Below are 20,775 nucleotides of genomic sequence, written 5' to 3'. Positions count from 1 at the left end.
TCCAGCGTCATCAGGGCTGTGGCCGCCCGGCGCCCCGCTGCCAGCGCACGATGTACCCGGCCAGCAGGTCGGCGATGGGCAGGCAGGCGCCCAGGCGGTAGAGGTTCCAGTAGTGGCCTTCCAGCGTGCGATTGACCAGCAGCGTGCCGGAGGCCGGTTGCAGGCTGCCGAGCGCCGACGTCAGCAGGGGGAACAGCTCGGCCAGCCGCTGGTGCAGCGCCGCCTGGCGAAAATCCCACTGCGCACCGGGCTGCAGCAAGGGGTGCAGCATCAGGTGGATGCGCCGATACAACCCGTGCGGTGGCGCACTGCCCGGCTGACGCCCGCCGAGCAGCTGGAAGCCCGCTTCCAGCGCCTCGCTCGAAGGCCCGCGCAGGGCCTCGAAGATCCGCACATAGCCTTCCAGGAGGCGCGGCTCCAGGCGCAGCACGCTGCCGAAATCGTAGACCAGCAGCTCGCCCGTCTCGCGCCAGGCAAGGTTGCCCGGATGCGGATCGGTGTGCAGCCGGCCCAGGCCGAAGGCCTGCTCGGCCAGCCAGCGGCAGAGCGTCTCGGCCAGGCGCTGGCGCAGCTCGGCCGGCGCCTGCTCGACCTGCGCCAGCGAGCGACCCGGCAGTTCCTCGAGCACCAGCACGCCCGGGCGACACAGCTCGGCCGCAGCGAACGGCAGGCGCAGGCCCGGCCAGCCCTGGAAATGCCGACGAAAGGTCTCGAGATTGACGCGCTCGCCGGCGTAGTCCAGCTCCTCGTCGATGGCCCGTTGCAACTCGGCGTAGACGGCCTCCAACCGCGCCGGCGGCGTGCCGAACAACCGGCCGAGCGGCAGCAACCGGCGCAGCTGCCGCAGATCGGCATCGCAGATGCCACGGATGCCCGGGTACTGGATCTTCAGGATCAGCGCCCGGCCCTGGCGGTCACGGGCGCGGTGCACCTGCCCCAGCGAGGCCGCCGCGCACGGCTGCGCCTCGATCGTCTCGAACAACCGGTAGAGCTCGCCCTCGTAGAGCCGCTGCAGGTTCGCCTCCAGCGCGGCGAACGGCAGCGCCGGCACCTGGTTCTGCAGGCGTGCCAGGGCAGCGCTGACCGGCTCGGGCAGCACATCCTGCCATTGCGAGGCCTGCTGGCCGAGCTTGAGCACCGGCCCCTTCATCTGCCCGAGCGCATCGCCGAGCAGCGCGCCGACCGGCGCCCAGTCCACCCGCGTTCGCCCCGGGGTGATGCGCTGCACCAGCAGGCTGCCGGCGATCCGCGCCCCGGTACCGCCCAGCTGCAGGAAGCGCCCCAGCGCCGACGCCGAAGGGCGAGAGAATCGAGACATGCAGGCCACCACGCGACAGGCAAAGGCTGATCATGAAACAGCCCGCCCGGCCTTCCAAGGCACAATGCTTGCCGGCTGTTGCAGAGGCGAGCGAGGGCGCACGGATGCGCCTACAAGCACCGGCGATGCGCGGATGCCGATAGCCAGGCTACGCTTTAGCTGCCCCAACCGTAGCGGCACAGCGAGGACCTGCCATGTCGAACCGAGTCACCGATGCGATCCAGGCGCACTACACGCGCACCCAGCTGGGCGATGCCATCCTCGCGGCGCTGGAGGCGGCTGGCAAGGACACCAGCCGGCTGAGCCACGAGGACCTGGCGCCGGTCGATGCGTTTCACATCCGCGGCCGCGCGGCGACCCTCGAGCTCGCCCGGGCAGCGGGCCTGCACGCCGGGATGCGGGTACTGGATGTCGGCAGCGGCATCGGCGGCACGTCGCGCTGCCTGGCCCGGGAGTTCGGCTGCCAGGTCACCGGCATCGACCTCACCGACGAATACTGCCGCACCGCCACGCTGCTGACGGCCAAGGTCGGGCTTGGCGACCTCGTACAGTTCCGCCAGGGCGACGCGGCTGACCTCCCGTTCGAGGATGCCGCCTTCGACGTGGTCTGGACCGAGCACGTGGCGATGAACATCGCCGACAAACCGCGCCTCTACCGCGAGATGCACCGGGTGCTCAAACCGGGTGGCACGCTGGCGATCCATGACGTGCTGGCCGGCCCCGGCGGCCCGGTGCTGTTTCCCGTGCCCTGGGCGCATTCGCCGGAGACCAGCTTTTTGGCATCACCCGCCGAGCTGCGCACGCTGCTCGAAGGCGCCGGTTTCGAGGTGCGCAGCTGGGTCGACAGCAGCGATGCCGGGCGCGCCTGGTTCGTCGCGCTGGCCGAGCGGATCCAGCGCGACGGCCTGCCGCCGCTGGGCATCCATCTGCTGCTGGGGCCCGACTTCCAGGCGATGGCGCAGAACCAGCGTCGCAACCTCGAAGAGGAGCGCATCCTACTGGCGCAGGTCGTCGCCACCCGTCAATGAGTGACCTTCGCTCCAGCGACCACCGCGCCGGCCGGATCGCGCCCTAATCCAGCCATGAATGGTCGGGGTGTCGGCGGCGCACCGGCTCGCCAAAGCCTGCATGCTGGGCCAGACTGCCTGACCGAGCCCTTCTCAGGAGACCAGCATGACCCGAACCGTCCTCATCATCGGCGCCTCGCGCGGCCTCGGCCTGGGCCTCGCCCGGCAATTCTCCAGCGAAGGCTGGCAGGTGATCGCCACCGTACGCGACCCGGCCCGCGCCGAGGCGCTGCGTGCGCTCGGCAACGTGCGCATCGAGGCGCTGGAAATGGACGATGCCGCCAGCCTCGAGCGCCTGGCCGAGCGCCTCGCCGGTACCCGGCTGGATGTGCTCTACGTCAACGCCGGCATCGCCGGCCCGCAGGACAAGCCGGCGACCGCGGCGAGCCAGGCCGAAGTCGGCGAGCTGTTCTTCACCAACGCCGTGGCGCCGGTACGCCTGGCCGAACGCCTGCTGCCGCTGGTCGACCCGGCGCGCGGCGTGATCGTGTTCATGAGCTCGATCCTCGGCAGCGTCGAGACCGGCCCCGGCATGGGCATGGCGCTCTACGGGGCGAGCAAGGCGGCGCTCAACCACCTGACGCGAACCTTCGTCGCCGGGCTGGGCGAGACTGGCCTGACGGTGCTGTCGATGCACCCGGGCTGGGTGAAGACCGACATGGGCGGCGACGAGGCACCGCTGGACGTGGCGACCAGCGCGCGGGGCATGGTCGAGCAGGTGACCCGGGCGATCGGCCAGGGTGGGCATCGGTATGTCGATTTTCAGGGGCAGGGGTTGGCCTGGTGACAGGCGCCAGCGGTGCCGTGGAGCCGGGCTGGGGTGAACTGGCGCACTCGGTGCAAGCCCATTCGCGGTCGAAAGCCCACCGGTGACGTCCCGTCTGCAGGAACTGTCCAGTCGATGCCGGACGATTCGGATACCCACTCCTCGACATCGGGTTCGCAGCCAATCCAGCCGGCGATCCAGGCTAACCATCCATTCTGGCGAGGCAACGGAATGCCGCGTTTCCATTCGGGCAACCTGCGCACTGGCCGCTTTTCCGAACCGGGCCGCGCCTATCTGCTCACCACCGCCACGTTCGCACGCGAGCCACTGTCCAGGGATGCCCGCCTGGGGCGTCTGCTCGTGCACGAGCTTCGTGCAGCGCACGACGCGGGCTGGGCAACATCCCTGGCATGGGTGGCGATGCCTGACCACCTGCACTGGCTGGTAATCCTCGAGCACAGCTCCCTGGACGCACTCATGCGACGCGTCAAGACCAACAGCGCTCGAGCCATCAACCGGCATCTCGGTCGCGCCGGCAAATGCTGGCAGCCCGGCTACCACGACCGCGCGTTACGCCAGGAGGACGACCTGGCTGCAATGGCGCGCTATATCGTCGCCAACCCGCTACGGGCCGGACTGGTCAGGCGCGTCGGTGATTATCCGCTCTGGGATGCGGCATGGCTTTGAGCGCTAGGCTGGGCAACAGAACCTGTGGCAGCGGTCCTGACCGCGAAGATCGCCGACGCCCCCCCCCCCCGCACCTGCCCCCGGCAAAACCCAGCCCAACAAGCACCATCCGTGGGAGCGGTCTTGACCGCGAAGATCGCCGACGCCCCTCCCCAGCACCTGCCCCCGGCAAAACGCGCCCTCCAACACAAGCACCATCCGTGGGAGCGGTCTTGACCGCGAAGATCGCCGACGCCCTCCCCAGCACCTACCCCCCGGCAAAACGCAACCCCAACACAAGCACACCATCCGTGGGAGCGGTCTTGACCGCGAAAAACCCGCCCGCAGCCGGCTCTGTTCGCGGCAAGACCGCTCCACCAATGCGCACGCGCAAGCCCCTGTGACAAACCACCCCGAACCCTTTATCTTCCTCCCCGGCGCACACCCCACCCGCGCCCCCTGGATCAGCAGACAGGGCATAACTGAGCTGGCTACTCTGAACTCAACCCTTCAGGAGAAAGCCGGCCATGCCTGCTGAGCGTATCTGGATCAAGAATCCCCTTGCCCTGTTCACCGCCAACGACACCCAGGCCCCCGGCGGGCTGGTGGTCGAGAACGGCATCATCGTCGAACTACTTGCTGCCGGGGCCATGCCCGCGCAGCCGGTCGACGAGACCTTCGATGCCCGCGAGCACGTGGTGCTGCCGGGGCTGGTCAACACCCACCACCACTTCTACCAGACCCTCACCCGTGCCTGGGGCCCGGTGGTCAACGAGCCCTTGTTCAACTGGTTGCTGACCCTCTACCCGGTCTGGGCCCGCCTCACCCCGCGTGCACTGGAGCTGGCAAGCAAGGTGGCGCTGGCCGAGCTGCTGCTGTCGGGCTGTACCACCGCCGCCGACCACCACTACCTGTTCCCCGCCGGGCTCGAGGAAGCGATCGACATCCAGGTCGAGGCGGTGCGCGCGATGGGCATGCGCGCGACCCTGACGCGCGGCTCGATGAACCTGTCCAAGGAAAACGGCGGCCTGCCCTGCAAGAGCGTGGTGCAGGACGCCGCGACCATCCTCGCCGACAGCGAGCGGCTGATCGAGCGCTACCACGAACGCGGCGACGGCGCGCAGATCCAGATCGCCCTGGCGCCCTGCTCGCCGTTCTCGGTGACCACCGACATCATGCGTGCCTGCGCCGAGCTGGCCGAGGCGCGCGACGTACGCCTGCACACCCACCTGGCCGAGACGCTCGACGAGCAGGAGTTCTGCGCGCAGCGCTTCGGCATGCGTACCGTGGACTACTTGCAGAGCGTCGGCTGGCTCGGCCCGCGCACCTGGCTGGCCCATGGCATTCACTTCAACCAGGTGGAGATCCACCGCCTGGGCGCGGCCGGTGTCGGCATCTGCCACTGCCCGAGCTCCAACATGCGCCTGGCCTCGGGCATCTGCCACACGCTGGAGCTGGAGGACAGGGGCGCCATCATCGGCCTGGGCGTCGACGGTTCGGCCTCCAACGATGCCTCGAACATGATGCTCGAGGCGCGCCAGGCACTGTTCATCGGGCGCCTGCGCTACGGGGCCGAGAAGATCACCCCAGAGAAGGTGCTCGGCTGGGCGACCCGCGGTTCGGCACGGCTGCTCGGGCGCAGCGACATCGGCGAACTGGCGCTCGGCAAGCAGGCTGACCTCGCCCTGTTCAAGCTCGACGAACTGCGCTTCTCCGGCAGTCACGACCCGATCGCCGCGCTGCTGCTGTGCGCGGCCGACCGGGCCGACCGGGTGATGGTCGGCGGCCGCTGGCGGGTGATCGACGGCACGGTGGAAGGGCTCGACGTGGCCGCGCTGATCGCCGAGCACCGGCAGGCCGCGCGCGAGCTGGTCCAGGGCTGAGCGACGCCTCACCGAATCGCAGGAGTAGCCGCCAGCGGCCCCGCCTGCCATGAAGTAGTGCTCGTGCACGATGCCTACCGTCGCCAGGCGAGCGCCGAAGCGGTCTGAGCGGGCTTTACTTGAAGGATGCAAACCCCTGCCTGCGGGCGTGGCGCACCGCCGGCAGGTGCGCTCGTCCGCCACATTGACTTTTGAGTCAATTTTTCTTGACCAAGAAGTCAGATATGACTAAGTTCCCGGCTCAGGCGATACCGAGCCAAGAACAAGAAAACGGAGGTCTACCTTGATCCAGTTTCTCCTCAATCGAGAACTGCGCAGCGAGCGCGCGCTCGATCCCAATACCACGGTGCTGCAGTATCTGCGCGAGTATCGTGGCAAGACCGGAACCAAGGAGGGCTGTGCCTCCGGTGACTGTGGCGCCTGTACCGTGGTGGTCGGCGAACTGGTGGGCGAGCGCCTGCGCTATCGCACCCTCAACTCGTGCCTGACCTTCGTCTCCGCGCTGCACGGCAAGCAGTTGATCAGCGTCGAAGACCTCAAGGACCAGGGCCGACTGCACAGCGTCCAGCAGGCGATGGTCGACTGTCACGGCTCGCAGTGCGGCTTCTGTACGCCGGGCTTCGTCATGAGCCTGTTCGCCCTGCAGAAGAACGCCGGCGCGGTCAACGAGTACGACCCGCACCGGGCCCACGAAGCCCTGGCCGGCAACCTCTGCCGCTGCACCGGCTACCGGCCGATCCTCGAGGCCGCCGAACAGGCCTGCTGTGCCAAGCAGCCGGACCAGTTCGATGCCCGCGAAGCCGAGACCATCGCCCAGCTCAAGGCCATCGCCCCGCGTGAAATGGCCGAGCTCAGCGACGGCGGAAAGCGTTGCCTGTCGCCGCTGACCGTCGCCGAACTGGCCGAGGTCTACGCCGCCAATCCCGATGCACGTCTGCTTGCTGGCGGCACCGACCTGGCACTGGAGGTCACCCAGTTCCATCGCGAGCTGCCGGTGATGATCCATGTCGGTCAGATCACCGAGATGAAGCAGGTCCAGATCGCCGACCGCCATATCGAGATTGGTGCAGCCGCCCCGCTGACCGACTGTTACGCCGCGCTGGCCGCCGAGTACCCGGATTTCGGCGAGCTGCTGCAGCGCTTCGCCTCGCTGCAGATCCGCAACCAGGGCACGCTCGGTGGCAACATCGGCAACGCCTCGCCGATCGGCGACTCGCCGCCGCTGCTGATCGCCCTGGGTGCCGAAGTTGTCCTGCGCAAGGGCGCCAGCAGCCGCACCCTGCCGCTCGAGGATTACTTCATCGACTACAAGGTCACCGCGCGCCAGCCCGGAGAATTCATCGAGAAGGTACGAGTGCCGCGCGCCACACCGGATCGCCTGTTCCGCGCCTACAAGGTTTCCAAGCGACTGGACGACGATATCTCCGCTGTCTGCGCCGCGTTCGACCTGCAAATCACCGATGGCGTGGTCGCCGATGCCCGGGTCGCCTTTGGCGGCATGGCGGCGATCCCCAAGCGCGCCGCGGCCTGCGAGGCGACCCTGAACGGTGCGCCCTGGAACCAGCAGACCGTGGAGGCGGCCTGCGATGCACTGGCCGAAGACTTCACGCCGCTGACCGACTTCCGCGCCAGCCGCGAGTATCGCCTGCTGGTCGCACAGAACCTGCTGCGCAAGTGCTTCCTCGAACAACATGCACCGAAGACCGAGACGAGGGTGACCGCTTATGTCTAACCACGTAACCACCCGCACTCAGGAAGAAATCGCGGCGCTGTTCACCCAGGACCTGGTCACCGGCGTCGGTCGCAGCGTCAAGCACGACAGCGCGCCCAAGCATGTCTCGGGCGAGGCGGTGTACGTCGACGACCGGCTGGAGTTTCCCAATCAGCTGCACGTCTATGCCCGCATGAGCGAGCGCGCCCACGCCCGCATCGTCCGCATCGATACCAGCCCCTGCTACCAGATTCCGGGTGTGGCCATCGCCATCACGGCGAAGGACGTGCCGGGCCAGCTGGACATCGGTGCCGTGATGCCCGGCGACCCGCTGCTGGCCGACGGCAAGGTCGAGTTCATCGGCCAGCCGGTGATCGCCGTGGCTGCCGACAGCCTGGAAACCGCACGCAAGGCGGCGATGGCCGCGATCATCGAATACGAGGATCTGGAGCCGGTGCTCGACGTGGTCGAGGCGCTGCACAAGAAGCACTTCGTGCTCGACAGCCACACCCACAAGCGCGGCGACTCGGCCACCGCCCTGGCCAGCGCGCCGCGTCGGCTGCAGGGTTCGCTGCACATCGGCGGGCAGGAGCACTTCTACCTGGAGACACAGGTGTCCTCGGTCATGCCCACCGAAGATGGCGGCATGATCGTCTATACCTCGACGCAGAACCCCACCGAGGTGCAGAAGCTGGTGGCCGAAGTGCTCGGCGTGCCGATGAACAAGATCGTCATCGACATGCGCCGCATGGGCGGCGGCTTCGGCGGCAAGGAAACCCAGGCCGCCGGACCTGCGTGCCTGTGCGCGGTGATCGCGCACCTCACCGGTCGGCCGACCAAGATGCGCCTGCCGCGCATGGAAGACATGACCATGACCGGCAAACGCCACCCGTTCTACGTCGAGTACGACGTCGGCTTCGACGATGACGGTCTGCTGCACGGCATCGAGATCGACCTCGCCGGTAACTGCGGCTACTCGCCGGACCTTTCCGGCTCGATCGTCGACCGCGCCATGTTCCACTCCGACAACGCCTACTACCTGGGCGACGCCACCATCAACGGCCATCGCTGCAAGACCAACCTCGCCTCGAACACCGCCTACCGCGGCTTCGGCGGCCCACAGGGCATGGTCGCCATCGAGGAGATCATGGACGCCGTGGCCCGCGAGCTGGGCAAGGACCCGCTCGAGGTGCGCAAGCGCAACTACTACGGCAAGACCGAGCGCAACGTCACCCACTACTACCAGACCGTCGAGCACAACATGCTCGAGGAGATGACCGCCGAGCTGGAAGCCAGCAGCGACTATGCAAAGCGACGCGAAGATATCCGCGCGTTCAATGCCAGGAGCCCGATCCTGAAGAAGGGCCTGGCGCTGACGCCGGTGAAGTTCGGCATTAGCTTCACCGCCAGCTTCCTCAACCAGGCCGGCGCGCTGGTGCACGTCTACACCGACGGAAGCATCCACCTGAACCACGGCGGCACCGAGATGGGCCAGGGCCTGAACACCAAGGTCGCACAGGTGGTGGCCGAGGTGTTCCAAGTGGATATCGAGCGCATCCAGATCACCGCCACCAACACCGACAAGGTGCCCAACACTTCGCCGACGGCAGCCTCCAGCGGCGCCGACCTCAACGGCAAGGCGGCGCAGAATGCGGCGCAGACCATCAAGCAGCGGCTGGTGGAGTTCGCCGCACGCAAGTGGCAGATCTTCGAGGAAGACGTCGAGTTCAAGAACGGCCAGGTGCGCCTGCGCGACCACTACATCAGCTTCGAGGAGCTGATCCAGCAGGCCTATTTCGGCCAGGTCTCGCTGTCCTCCACCGGCTTCTACCGCACGCCGAAGATCTACTACGACCGCAGTCAGGCACGCGGGCGGCCGTTCTACTACTTCGCCTATGGCGCGGCCTGCTCGGAAGTGATCGTCGATACCCTCACCGGTGAATACAAGATACTGCGCAGCGACATCCTGCATGACGTGGGCGCCTCGCTGAACCCGGCCATCGACATCGGCCAGGTCGAGGGCGGCTTCGTCCAGGGTCTGGGCTGGCTGACCATGGAAGAGCTGGTCTGGAACGACAAGGGCAAGCTGATGACCAACGGTCCGGCCAGCTACAAGATCCCGGCGGTGGCGGACATGCCGCTGGATCTGCGGGTCAAGCTGGTGGAGAACCGCAAGAACCCCGAAGACACCGTGTTCCACTCCAAGGCCGTGGGCGAGCCGCCGTTCATGCTCGGCATCTCGGTCTGGTGCGCGATCAAGGATGCCGTGGCGAGCCTGGCCGACTACCGGGCGCAGCCGCAGATCGACGCTCCGGCGACGCCCGAGCGCGTGCTCTGGGGCGTGGAACAGATGCGCAAGTTGAAGCAACAGGCGGTGTCCCCAACGGAGCCCGCCGTGGAAACCGCGCACTGACCCGTAGGGTGGACAACGCTTTGCTTGTCCACCACGGCCGCATTACGAATGTTCCGGTGGAAAACGCTTCGCGGTTTTCCGCCCTAGAAGAGTCAAGCCATGAGCAACCTGTCCTGGATCGAAGCACTCGCCGACCTGCAACAACAAGGCGAACCCTGCGTGCTGGTGACCATCATCGAGGAGCGCGGCTCCACGCCGCGCAATGCCGGCTCGAAGATGGTGGTCAGCCGTGAGCGCCTGTACGACACCATCGGCGGCGGCCACCTGGAGTACAAGGCCCAGGAGATCGCCCGTGAAATGCTGGAAAAGCGCAGCCGTGACACCCGCCTCGAGCGCTTCTCCCTCGGCGCCAGCCTCGGCCAGTGCTGCGGTGGCGCCACGGTGCTGCTGTTCGAGCCCATGGGCCAGCCGCAGGCGCATATCGCCGTGTTCGGTGCCGGGCATGTCGGGCGCGCGCTGGTGCCGCTGCTGGCCAGCCTGCCGTGCAAGGTGCGCTGGATCGATTCGCGCGATAACGAATTTCCCGCCGAGATTCCGCGCGGCGTGGAAAAGGTGGTCAACGACGATGTGGTCGAGGAAGTGGATAACATGCCCGCCGGCAGCTACTTCATCGTCATGACCCACAACCATCAGCTCGACCTGGAACTGACCGCCGCGATCCTCAAGCGCAACGATTTCACCTACTACGGGCTGATCGGCTCGAAGAGCAAACGCGCCAGGTTCGAACACCGTCTGCGCGACCGCGGCTTCCAGCCGGAGACCGTACAGCGCATGCGCTGCCCGATGGGCATCGCCGAGGTGAAGGGCAAGCTGCCGGTGGAGATCGCCGTGTCCATCACCGGCGAGGTGATCGCCACCTACAACGCGCATTTCGGTGAAAAGGGCGGGGAGAAAACCGGGGACGGTGAAAAGCCCGTACCGATGCTGGTCCCCGCTTCGCGGCGTGGCTGACGAACAAGTGTGGGAGCGGTCTTGACCGCGAATGGCGCTGAATGACGTTACACCGAGCCAATCGCGGTCAAGGCTGGGCGCCCCCGACTTGGCGCCCCCGGCTAGGCACCCCCGGCTAGGCGCCCCCAACTGCTCCCACGTCTGAACTTCAGAGATACCTCATGTCTAGCACAAACGGCTTACCCATCGCCCTGCTGCCCTGCCTTGTCGATGTCGACCTGACAGGCGAAAACGCGCGCATCACGCGCAGGGCCTGAATTCAACAACAGAGGAGCGGGATGGCGGCCGACGCGAAGCGTTAAGCAGCAAAGCACGTCACACGGGGCCGAATCGCGGTCAAGACCGCTCCAACATTTGCGTCATAGAGAGAACACATGCCAAGCACCAAAGCCTACCGTGCCGCCCTGCTCCACTGCCTCGCCGACCCGCGCGAAGTGGGCATCGAGCAAGCCCATGAATACTTCGAGGACGGCCTGCTGGTCGTCGAGGACGGCAAGGTCGCGCGCATCGGCCACGCCGCCGAACTGCTGCCGACCCTGGCGGCCGGTACCGAGGTGGTCGAATACCCGGACGCGCTGATCACCCCGGGTTTCGTCGACACCCATATCCACTACCCGCAGACCGGCATGATCGCCTCCTATGGCGAGCAGCTGCTCGACTGGCTGGAGACCTACACCTTCCCCACCGAGCGCGCCTTCGCCGACAAGGCCCACGCCGGCGAGGTGGCCGAGGTCTTCTTGAACGAACTGCTGCGTAACGGCACCACCACCGCACTGGTGTTCGGCAGCGTGCACAAGCAGTCGGTGGATGCCTTCTTCGAAGCCTGCGAAAAGCGCAACCTGCGGATGATCGCCGGCAAGGTGCTGATGGACCGCAACGCCCCCGACTACCTGACCGACACCGCCGAGTCGGGCTACGCCGACAGCAAGGAACTGATCGAGCGCTGGCATGGCAAGGGCCGCCTGCACTACGCCGTCACCCCGCGCTTCGCGCCGACCAGCACGCCGGAGCAGCTGGCCCTGGCCGGCCGGCTGTTCAAGGAATACCCCGACCTCTACATGCACACCCACCTGTCCGAGAACCGCAAGGAGATCGAGTGGGTGCGCGAGCTGTTCCCCGAGCGCCAGGGCTATCTGGACGTGTACGACCACCATGGCCTGATCGGCGCGCGCTCGGTATTCGCCCACGGCGTGCACCTGTGCGACGAGGAGTGCCGGCGCCTGGGCGAGACCGGTTCGGCCGTGGCGTTCTGCCCGACCTCCAACCTGTTCCTCGGCAGCGGCCTGTTTGATCTGGAGAAGGTCGAGGGCTTCGGCGTACGCGTCGGTTTGGGCACCGATGTCGGCGCCGGCACCAGTTTCTCGCAGCTGCAGTCGCTGAACGAGGCGTACAAGGTGATGCAGCTGCAGGGCAAGAAGCTCGACCCCTTCAAGTCGCTGTACCTGGCCACGCTCGGCGGCGCGCGGGCGCTCTATCTGGACGACAAGATCGGCAACCTGCAGCCGGGCAAGGAGGCCGACTTCGTGGTGCTCGACTACCAGGCCACCCCGCTGATCGACTACCGCCTGCGCCAGGCCAGGACGCTGGAGGAAAAACTCTTCGCCCTGACCATCCTCGGCGACGACCGCGCGGTGAAGGAGACCTTCGCCGCCGGGGTTTCAGTGCACCGCAAGGTGTGCTGAACAGCTGATCGCGAACCTGGTCATCAACGGTCGTCTCCATGCTTGATGACCGCGTGGATCGGTGAAGCGTGATCCACCCTACGGACCGGAACAACAACCTTCGTTCGTAGGGTGGATGTCGCTTTTTTACATCCACCGCCGGATCGCACGGGTCAACGACTCGCGTTCGACCTCAAGGCTTGAGCGCGGCCATCAGCGTCTCCAAGTTGTGTTCGAACATGCCGAGGTAGGTGCTGGCCGGCCCTGCGCTGGCCAGCGCATCGGAGTACAGGGTGCCACCGACCGTGGCGCCCGCCTCTTCGGCGATCTGCTCGATGAGCCGCGGATCACGAATGTTCTCCACGAACACGGCCCTCACCCCTTCCTCGCGGAGCTGGCGGATCAACGCGGCCACGTCGCCAGCCGAGGGTTCGTCATGGGTCGACAGCCCCTGCGGCGCGATGAACTGGAGCTGCCAGGCCTGCCCCAGATAGCCGAAGGCGTCATGGCTGGTCACCACCTTGCGCTGGCTGGCCGGCAGGCTGCCGATACGGGCATCGGCCTTCTTCAGCAGCGCGTGTAGCCGGCTCAGGTAGGCGTCACGACGCCGCTCATAGTCGTTGCGATGCGCCGGATCGAGCGCCACGAGCGCCTTGGCGATATTGCGCACGTAGATTTCGGCATTGGTCAGGCTCTGCCACGCATGAGGGTCAGGCACCGCCTCGCCCTCCTCTTCCAGCACCAGAGGCACGACACCCGCACTGGCATCGATCCGCTTGCCCGCCGGCTCGCTGCTGGCCAGCAGGCGCTCCAGCCAGGGTTCGAAGCCCAGCCCGTTGGCGATGATCAGGTCGGCGCGGAGCAAGGCCTGGGCATCATCCGGGCTGGGTTCATAAAGGTGCGCGTCGGCGTCGGGACCGACCAGATTGGTCAGTTCGATATGCTCGCCACCGACCTCCCGCGTCATGTCGGCAAGGATGCTGAAGCTGGTCACGACGCTGATCTTTTCGACCGCCTGCAGGGAAAGGGGCAGCCAGAGGGCCAACAACAGAAACAGGTAACGCATGGGTTGATACCTCAGACGGTCTGGATTGAAGCGCGCGAACGCAGCAGGCCATATACCGGGCCCGCAACGACTGAAATCAGGTAGAACGCCCCCGCGAGCAGGACGATGCACGGCCCGCTGGGTAGGCTGGCGTAGAACGACAGCAGCAGCCCCAGCCATACGCACAGGGCGCCCAGCAGCGCAGCGAGCGGCAACAGGACGGGCAGGCGTCGGCTCCAGAAGCGCGCGGCCGCAGCCGGCAGCATCATCAGCCCCACCACCATCAGCGCACCGATGGCCTGGAAGCCGATCACCAGGTTGAGCACCACCAGTGTGAGAAAGCCCGCATGGGCGAATGGCCCGATTCGGCTGACGCTGCGCAGGAACAACGGGTCCAGGCTGTCCAGCGCCAGGGCGCGGTAGATCAGTGCCAGCACCAGCAGGCTGAACGCCGCCGTGGCGAGCATGCCGCTGAGGGTGTCGGCGTCCACGGCCAGCGCGGAGCCAAACAGCAGGTGCAGGAGGTCGAGCTTGCGTCCCGCCAGGCCGAGCAGCAGCACGCCGCTGGCCAGCGAAATGGGATAAAGCGCGGCGAGACTAGCGTCTTCGCGCAAGCCGGTACGGCGGCTGACCCAGGCCGCTGCGCCGGCCATGCCGAGCCCGGCGGTCAGGCCACCGAGCGTCAGGGCCGGCAGGCTGAGACCGAACAGCCAGAATGCCAGCGCCGCACCCGGCAGGATGCCGTGGGCGATGGCATCGCCGATCAGACTCATCCGCCGCAGGATCAGGAAGACACCCAGCGGCGCCGCGCTGCAGGCCAGCGCCACGCCGCCGAGCAGCGCGCGGCGCATGAAGGCGAACTCGGCAAAGGGGCTCCAGAGCAGATCGGCCGTCACGCCACTCGCCCGAGCGGATCACGATCGAGTAGCTGATTGATCGGCGCTGCGACGCAGCCGCTGCGCGCGATACGCAGTGCGTTGCAGCGCTTTTCCAGTAGGCTGTCGAGGTTGTGGCTGACCAGCACCAGCGTTCTGCCTTGCTGCTGCCAGCGTCGGAGGTGCTGCCAGAGCAGATCGACACCGGAGTCGTCGAGTGCCGCCTCGGGTTCGTCGAGCAGCAACAGCTGCGCATCGGTCAGGCTCATCCGGGCCAGCAGCGCCCGCTGCAGTTCGCCACCAGACAGCGCGTGCAGGCCCTGGGTCTGCAGATCGAGCAAGCCCCAATCGGCCAGTACCTGACGTAGCCGAGCCTGGCGTTCGCTACGGCCGAGCCGACTGCCCCAGAAACCGCCCCTGACCAGCTCCAGCAGACGTATCGGAAACTGCCGGTCGATCTGTTGCTGCTGCGGCAGATAGGCCACACCGCCCGGACGCGCCACGCTCATTCGAATGTGACCGGCCAGGGGGCGATCCAGACCGGCCAATACCCTGAGCAGGCTGCTCTTGCCCGAACCATTGCTGCCGATCACCGCGGTCAGGCTGCCGGCCGCTAGCTTAAGGTTCAACGGCGGCGTGAGGGCCCGCCCGCCGGCGCCCCACTGCAACTCACGACATTCGATCACGATCAAGAAACTCCATCTCCGCACCGCTCGAAAAGCGGTATCAGCAACCAAAACAATAAAAGTTATAACATAACATTTACCAGCAGGCACAGCGCGGTAGCAGAGCGGTTCAATAGGCATGAGATAGATTCAGCCGGCGGCGGCTGAAGGCTGACGCTGCCGCCTGCGATGCCGCACCGACACAGGAAAGATGGCGAGGCCAGCGGGATACGCGCGCTGCCGCCTGCAACGGCAGCGCGAATGCGAGGTCAGCGGGGCGTACGCGCCTTTTTCTTCATCAAGGTCAGATGCGAGAACACCGCGTGCAGGTCGTTCGAGGCACTGTCTTCCTCGAGGTTGAGCTTGCTGTCGATGTGATCCATGTGGTGCAGCATCAGGCGCACAGCCTTGGCGCTGTCACGCGCGGCGATGGCGTCGATCAGTTCGTTGTGCTCGTCGTAGGAGCAGTGCGAGCGGCTGCCGCCCTCGTACTGGGCGATGATCAGCGAGGTCTGCGAGACCAGGCTGCGCTGGAAGCTCACCAGCGGCGCATTCTTCGCCGCCTCGGCCAGCTTGAGGTGGAACTCGCCGGACAGGCGGATGCCGGCGCCGCGGTCGCCGCGGGCGAAGCAATCACGCTCGTCCTCGACCATCTGCCGCAACTCGGCCAGTTGCTCGGCGCTGGCGTGCTGCACGGCCAGCTCGGTGATGGCCTTTTCCACCAACCGGCGGGCGAAGAAGATCTGCCGCGCCTCGTCGACGCTCGGGCTGGCCACCACCGCGCCGCGATTGGGCCGCAGCAACACCACGCCTTCGTGGGCCAGGCGTGACAGGGCGCGGCGGATGATGGTGCGGCTGACCCCGAAGATCTCGCCGAGTGCCTCCTCGCTGAGCTTGGTCCCCGGTGCCAGGCGCTGCTCGAGGATGGCGTCGAAGATATGGGCGTAGACGATGTCGTCCTGGGTCCCGGTTCGCTTCGCGGCACGCGTCGGCTTCTTCAGGGGCTGCAGCTGGTCATTCATCGAGGGCGCGCATCCATCGGGGTCGAAAGGGCATCACTTTACTGCGTCTGCGAACGAACCGGCAGCCGATCGGCGTGAAATTTTGTCGCAAGCGCCTGATTTATTGTGCACAAACCCGAACACAGCCCGCTCGTTGCAAGCGTAGCAATGACGCCCCACGCGTGCAGCGAGCGGATTGAACGACAGATACCGGGTTGCTTTTTTTGTATACAACTCCATAATCGCCGAGAGCCTTTTCTGACCTCTTGGTCAAATAACCGGGAAACGAAGGGCGCGCACGTCACCCAACCCTCGGGAGCACCGCTCCGGGTGATCGACAACAAGAACGATGAGGAACACCCCATGCAAAGCACCAAGTCGCAGCACCCGAGCGCTGCCCTACCGCACTCGTCACCGCGCCTGCTCGATCGCCTGTTCAAGCTCAGCGAACACGGCACCAGCATCCGTACCGAACTGCTCGCCGGCCTGACGACCTTCGTCACCATGGCCTACATCATCTTCGTCAACCCGAACATCATGGCCGATGCCGGCGTCGACCACGGCGCCGCCTTTGTCGCCACCTGCATCGGCGCGGCGCTGGGCTGCTTTCTCATGGGGCTGTATGCCAACTGGCCGGTCGGGCTGGCGCCGGGCATGGGGCTGAACGCCTTCTTCACCTACACGGTGGTCGGCGAGATGGGCTACAGCTGGCAGATCGCGCTCGGCGCGGTGTTCATCTCCGGCGTGCTGTTCGTCTTCATGAGCCTGTCGCGGATCCGCGAATGGCTGCTCAACAGCATCCCGATGAGCCTGCGCTTCGCCATGGGCGCCGGGGTCGGCCTGTTCCTCGGGCTGATAGGCCTGAAGACCGCCGGCATCGTCGTCGACAGCCCGGCGACCCTGCTCACCCTCGGCTCCTTCGGTGAACCTTCGGCGCTGCTCGCCGGCATCTGCTTCCTGCTGATCGCCGTGCTCAGCCACCGCAACGTGTTCGGCGCGATCCTGCTCGCCATGCTGGCGGTCACCGGCATCGGCTGGGCGCTGGGGCTGGTCGAATACAACGGGCTGGTGTCGATGCCACCGAGCCTGGCGCCGACCTGGCTGGCGATGGACATCGCCGGTGCCTTCGACGTGGCGATGATCAGCGTGATCCTGGCCTTCCTCTTCGTGAACATGTTCGACACCGCCGGCACCCTGATGGGCGTTGCCCACCGCGCCAACCTGGTGGACGAGGACGGCCGCATCCAGAACCTCTCGCGGGCACTGAAGGCCGACAGCACCTCCAGCGTGGTCGGCGCCTTCGTCGGCTGCCCGCCGGTGACCAGCTACGTGGAAAGCGCCTCGGGCGTCGCCGCCGGCGGCCGCACCGGACTGACCGCCATCACCGTCGGCGCGCTGTTCCTCGCCGCGATGTTCTTTGCCCCGCTGGCCGGCATGATCCCCGCGTACGCCACGGCCGGCGCGCTGATCTACGTCGCCATGCTGATGATGAGCGGCATGGCCCACATCGACTGGAAGGACCATACCGATACTATCCCGGCGATCGTCACCGTGGTGATGATGCCGCTGACCTTTTCCATCGCCAACGGCATCGCCCTGGGCTTCCTCACCTATGCCACGCTGAAGCTGCTGACCGGCCAGCGCGACAAGGTGTCGATCAGCCTGTATGTGCTGTGCGTGATCTTCATCGCCAAGTTCGCGTTCCTCTGAACGAGGCGCGCGTCACCGCCCCGTCGCATAGCGGCGGGGCTTTTTCATTTGTCAGGAGGGTGTGATGAGTCTGGAAACCTGGTTGTTGTATGCGAGCGCAGCGCTGGTGGTGATCCTGATCCCCGGCCCACTGTCGCTGCTGATGATCAGCAACAGCCTGAACCATGGGGTGCGCCGCTCGTGGCCGGCGTTCCTCGGCGGGGTGACCGCCTCGATCCTCCTGCTCAGCGCCTCGGCCCTGGGGCTTGGCGCCATCTTGCTGGCCTCGGAAAGGCTGTTCAGCACGCTCAAGCTGATCGGTGCGCTGTACCTGTTCTACCTGGCCTGGCAGAGCTGGCAGGAGGCCCGCCAGGCGCCGGCCGCCCGGGAAGTCGAAACCCCGGCGCTGGCACCGCGTTTCAGCCGGCTGTTCGGCCGCGCGTTCATTCTCGGCGGTAGCAATCCGAAGGACATCCTCTTCTTCGCCGCCTTCCTGCCGCAGTTTCTCAGCGCCGGGCAACCGCTGCTACCGCAGCTGCTGGTGATGATCCTGACCTGGGCGGTGCTTGACCTCTGCTGCAAGCTGGCCTACGGATTCGGCGCGCAGGGGGCGGCGCGCTATTTGCGCAGCGGCCGCGGGCATGTGTGGTTCAACCGCACCAGCGCGGCGCTGTTCGGCGGCGCGGGGGCGGCTTCGTTGCTGAGCCGCTGAGGGGCTGGTGCCGAAGAGATCCGCAGGGTGGAAAACCGCATGGCGTTTCCACCCTGCGAGCTAACGGTTGCGCCGAGCAAAGCGCGGCGTGCCGATGATGCGCTCGTGCCAACGCTCTTCGTGGTCAAGACCGCTCCCACTCCGGTGCTGCGAAGCGCTCAGCTTCACCTCTTCGCAAAATAAAAAACCCGCCATGACGGCGGGTAAAGGGACTCCGGAGAGTCAGCACTGAAGGGAACCGGCTAGCTGCCCCGATAGGTCGAGTAGCTGTACGGCGAAATCAGCAGCGGCACGTGATAGTGATCCTGCCCGGCATCGATGCCGAACCTGAGCACCACTTCATCGAGAAACGCCGGCTCGCCAAGCGTCACGCCGCGACGGCGGTAGTAGTCCCCCGCCTGGAAATGCAACTGGTAGACGCCCGACCGGTAGTCGTCGCCTTCGAGCAGCGGCTGGTCGCAGCGGCCGTCGGCATTGGTCTGGCGTATCGCCACGCGGGTCAGCTGCTGATCTTCGACGCGAAACAGCGTCACCGTGATACCGCTACCCGGGCAGCCATGGGCGGCATCGAGTACGTGTGTGGTCAGACGTCCCACGGGCACCTCCGCTTGTTTGTGTGAGCTGAGCATAGCCAAAGCCGGCAACATCACTCAAGACAATTTCCAATATTTTTGTATACATAAAGTCCTGCACTGGTTCGCCAATATCCTGCTTCACTAAGCCAGGAGGCCCTTCGCTGCGGCGGCGTCTGCCCGAACGCCGATAAGCGGCTCGAGCCGACAACAAGTGAACGGGGCGATTTAGCGGTTTACAGAAGGCAATTGATTTTGTATACAATAATGCCATCCGGTCGCACCCATGCGACCCGCCACACAGGAATCACGTCGTGAGCGCCGACTACCCACGCGACCTTATCGGTTACGCCGCCAACCCACCGCACCCGCACTGGCCGGATGAGGCCCGCATCGCCCTGTCCTTCGTGCTCAACTACGAGGAAGGCGGCGAGCGCTGTGTGCTGCACGGGGACAAGGAATCCGAGGCCTTCCTGTCGGAGATGGTCTCCGCGCAACCGCTGCAGGGCGTGCGCCACATGAGCATGGAATCGCTCTACGAATACGGCAGTCGCGCCGGCGTCTGGCGCCTGCTCAGGGTGTTCAGGCAGCACGGGATCCCGCTGACGGTGTTCGCCGTGGCCATGGCCGCGCAGCGCCACCCCGAGGTCATCAAGGCGATGGTTGCCGACGGCCACGAGATCTGCAGCCACGGTTATCGCTGGATCGACTACCAGTACATGGACGAGGCCCAGGAGCGCGAGCACATGCTCGAGGCCATCCGCATCCTCACCGAGCTGACCGGCGAGCGCCCGCTGGGCTGGTACACCGGCCGCACCAGCCCCAACACCCGGCGCCTGGTGCGCGAGGAAGGCGGCTTCCTCTACGACTCCGACACCTATGACGACGACCTGCCCTACTGGGACCCGGACTCGGCGCCGGTCAAGCCGCACCTGGTGATCCCCTACACGCTGGACACCAACGACATGCGCTTCACCCAGGTGCAGGGCTTCAACAGCGGCGACGACTTCTTCAATTACCTGAAGGATGCCTTCGACGTGCTCTACGCCGAGGGCTGCGAAGGCGCGCCGAAGATGCTCTCGATCGGCATGCACTGCCGGCTGCTCGGCCGCCCGGCGCGCCTGGCCGCGCTGGCCCGTTTCATCGACTACGTGAAGGGCCATGAGAAGGTCTGGTTCGCCCGCCGCGTCGACATCGCCCGCCACTGGCACGCCACCCACCCCATGACCGCGGAGCGCAGCTGATGACCCCGTTCAAGACGATCAAGCCCTCGACCCTCGGCCGCGACGCCTTCGTCGCCGCCTTCGCCGACATCTACGAGCACTCGCCGTGGGTCGCCGAACGCGCCTACGACCGCGGCGTGGATGCCAGCCTCGACGATGTCGAGGCCCTGCACCGGCGCATGGCTGACGCCCTGCTCGATGCCAACCACGACGAGCAGTTGGCTCTGATCAACGCCCACCCGGACCTGGCCGGCAAGGCCGCCATCCGCGGCGAGCTGACCGCATCGAGCACCTCCGAGCAGGCCGGTGCCGGCATCCATGAATGCAGCGCCGAGGAATTCGCCCGCTTCACCGAACTCAACGATGCCTACAAGGCCAGGTTCGGCTTCCCCTTCATCAAGGCGGTCAAGGGCAGCAACCGGCACCAGATCCTCGCCGCGTTCGAGGAGCGCATCCACAACACGCCCGAGCAGGAATTCGCCACCGCATTGGCGGAGATCAACAAGATCGCCCTGTTCCGCCTGCAGGCCCTGTAGCCGGAACGGGAAACCAGGCAA

General features: G+C 66.3%; 18 protein-coding genes. 12 read left to right on the top strand and 6 right to left on the bottom strand.

Annotated features, from left to right (window positions below):
- Nucleotides 1-10 precede the first annotated feature (10 nt).
- On the bottom strand, nt 11-1,318 hold the full coding sequence (locus L3N39_RS07730; protein WP_237256753.1) for an ABC1 kinase family protein: 1,308 nt from the start codon (nt 1,316-1,318) through the stop codon (nt 11-13).
- A 194-nt stretch (nt 1,319-1,512) separates the two neighbouring features.
- On the opposite strand from L3N39_RS07730, the gene L3N39_RS07725 reads away from it, so the two are divergent.
- The 8 genes from L3N39_RS07725 to guaD all read left to right on the top strand — a co-directional run bounded on the left by L3N39_RS07725 (nt 1,513) and on the right by guaD (nt 12,457).
- Nucleotides 1,513-2,346 carry an SAM-dependent methyltransferase gene (locus tag L3N39_RS07725; protein ID WP_237256752.1) on the top strand — a complete coding sequence of 278 codons (834 nt, stop codon included), beginning with the start codon at nt 1,513-1,515 and terminating at the stop codon, nt 2,344-2,346.
- A gap of 145 nt (nt 2,347-2,491) precedes the next feature.
- Nucleotides 2,492-3,172 (top strand): SDR family oxidoreductase, encoded by a 681-nt coding sequence (locus L3N39_RS07720; protein WP_237256751.1) that lies wholly within the window; start codon nt 2,492-2,494, stop codon nt 3,170-3,172.
- 210 nt (nt 3,173-3,382) lie between these two features.
- The gene (locus L3N39_RS07715) at nt 3,383-3,838 is read left to right on the top strand and encodes an REP-associated tyrosine transposase (protein ID WP_237257067.1); all 456 of its coding nucleotides are present in this window, start codon (nt 3,383-3,385) and stop codon (nt 3,836-3,838) included.
- Nucleotides 3,839-4,344: 506 nt separating this feature from the next.
- Nucleotides 4,345-5,700 (top strand): 8-oxoguanine deaminase, encoded by a 1,356-nt coding sequence (locus L3N39_RS07710; protein WP_237256750.1) that lies wholly within the window; start codon nt 4,345-4,347, stop codon nt 5,698-5,700.
- A 283-nt stretch (nt 5,701-5,983) separates the two neighbouring features.
- Nucleotides 5,984-7,432 carry a xanthine dehydrogenase small subunit gene (gene xdhA, locus L3N39_RS07705; RefSeq protein WP_237256749.1) on the top strand — a complete coding sequence of 483 codons (1,449 nt, stop codon included), beginning with the start codon at nt 5,984-5,986 and terminating at the stop codon, nt 7,430-7,432.
- Nucleotides 7,425-9,824 carry a xanthine dehydrogenase molybdopterin binding subunit gene (gene xdhB / locus L3N39_RS07700; RefSeq protein WP_237256748.1) on the top strand — a complete coding sequence of 800 codons (2,400 nt, stop codon included), beginning with the start codon at nt 7,425-7,427 and terminating at the stop codon, nt 9,822-9,824. Before xdhA ends, xdhB begins: the two co-directional genes overlap by 8 nt.
- Nucleotides 9,825-9,932: 108 nt before the next feature.
- Nucleotides 9,933-10,775 carry a xanthine dehydrogenase accessory protein XdhC gene (xdhC, locus tag L3N39_RS07695; protein ID WP_237257066.1) on the top strand — a complete coding sequence of 281 codons (843 nt, stop codon included), beginning with the start codon at nt 9,933-9,935 and terminating at the stop codon, nt 10,773-10,775.
- A gap of 374 nt (nt 10,776-11,149) precedes the next feature.
- Complete coding sequence (gene guaD, locus L3N39_RS07690) at nt 11,150-12,457, top strand: guanine deaminase (RefSeq protein WP_237256747.1); 1,308 nt, start codon at nt 11,150-11,152, stop codon at nt 12,455-12,457.
- Between the two features lie 172 nt (nt 12,458-12,629).
- Here the strand turns inward: guaD and L3N39_RS07685 are convergent, their stop codons facing one another.
- The 4 genes from L3N39_RS07685 to L3N39_RS07670 form a co-directional block, all read right to left on the bottom strand.
- Nucleotides 12,630-13,502 carry a metal ABC transporter substrate-binding protein gene (locus L3N39_RS07685; protein ID WP_237256746.1) on the bottom strand — a complete coding sequence of 291 codons (873 nt, stop codon included), beginning with the start codon at nt 13,500-13,502 and terminating at the stop codon, nt 12,630-12,632.
- 11 nt (nt 13,503-13,513) lie between these two features.
- A complete protein-coding gene (locus L3N39_RS07680) occupies nt 13,514-14,332 on the bottom strand; it encodes a metal ABC transporter permease (RefSeq protein ID WP_049339510.1) in 819 nt (272 codons plus the stop codon).
- A gap of 41 nt (nt 14,333-14,373) precedes the next feature.
- On the bottom strand, nt 14,374-15,048 hold the full coding sequence (locus tag L3N39_RS07675) for a metal ABC transporter ATP-binding protein (RefSeq protein WP_237256745.1): 675 nt from the start codon (nt 15,046-15,048) through the stop codon (nt 14,374-14,376).
- Nucleotides 15,049-15,290: 242 nt separating this feature from the next.
- Nucleotides 15,291-16,043, bottom strand: a complete 753-nt coding sequence (locus tag L3N39_RS07670) for a GntR family transcriptional regulator (protein WP_237256744.1) — start codon at nt 16,041-16,043, stop codon at nt 15,291-15,293.
- A gap of 342 nt (nt 16,044-16,385) precedes the next feature.
- Between L3N39_RS07670 and L3N39_RS07665 the strand changes: the two genes are divergently transcribed.
- Nucleotides 16,386-17,732, top strand: a complete 1,347-nt coding sequence (locus L3N39_RS07665; protein WP_237256743.1) for an NCS2 family permease — start codon at nt 16,386-16,388, stop codon at nt 17,730-17,732.
- 64 nt (nt 17,733-17,796) lie between these two features.
- Nucleotides 17,797-18,423, top strand: a complete 627-nt coding sequence (locus L3N39_RS07660) for a LysE family translocator (RefSeq protein ID WP_237256742.1) — start codon at nt 17,797-17,799, stop codon at nt 18,421-18,423.
- Nucleotides 18,424-18,665: 242 nt separating this feature from the next.
- Here the strand turns inward: L3N39_RS07660 and uraH are convergent, their stop codons facing one another.
- Complete coding sequence (uraH, locus tag L3N39_RS07655; RefSeq protein ID WP_237256741.1) at nt 18,666-19,019, bottom strand: hydroxyisourate hydrolase; 354 nt, start codon at nt 19,017-19,019, stop codon at nt 18,666-18,668.
- A 290-nt stretch (nt 19,020-19,309) separates the two neighbouring features.
- Between uraH and puuE the strand changes: the two genes are divergently transcribed.
- Both puuE and uraD read left to right on the top strand, forming a co-directional pair.
- A complete protein-coding gene (gene puuE, locus L3N39_RS07650; protein ID WP_237256740.1) occupies nt 19,310-20,239 on the top strand; it encodes an allantoinase PuuE in 930 nt (309 codons plus the stop codon).
- Nucleotides 20,239-20,754, top strand: a complete 516-nt coding sequence (gene uraD, locus L3N39_RS07645) for a 2-oxo-4-hydroxy-4-carboxy-5-ureidoimidazoline decarboxylase (protein ID WP_237256739.1) — start codon at nt 20,239-20,241, stop codon at nt 20,752-20,754. The genes puuE and uraD overlap by 1 nt, the downstream gene beginning before the upstream one ends.
- Nucleotides 20,755-20,775 lie beyond the last annotated feature (21 nt).

This window comes from Pseudomonas oligotrophica (genome assembly GCF_021726475.1).
Taxonomy (GTDB): domain Bacteria; phylum Pseudomonadota; class Gammaproteobacteria; order Pseudomonadales; family Pseudomonadaceae; genus Stutzerimonas; species Stutzerimonas oligotrophica.
Note: the sequence above shows the minus strand (reverse complement) of the source record. Positions and strands in the feature narration are given on the sequence as shown.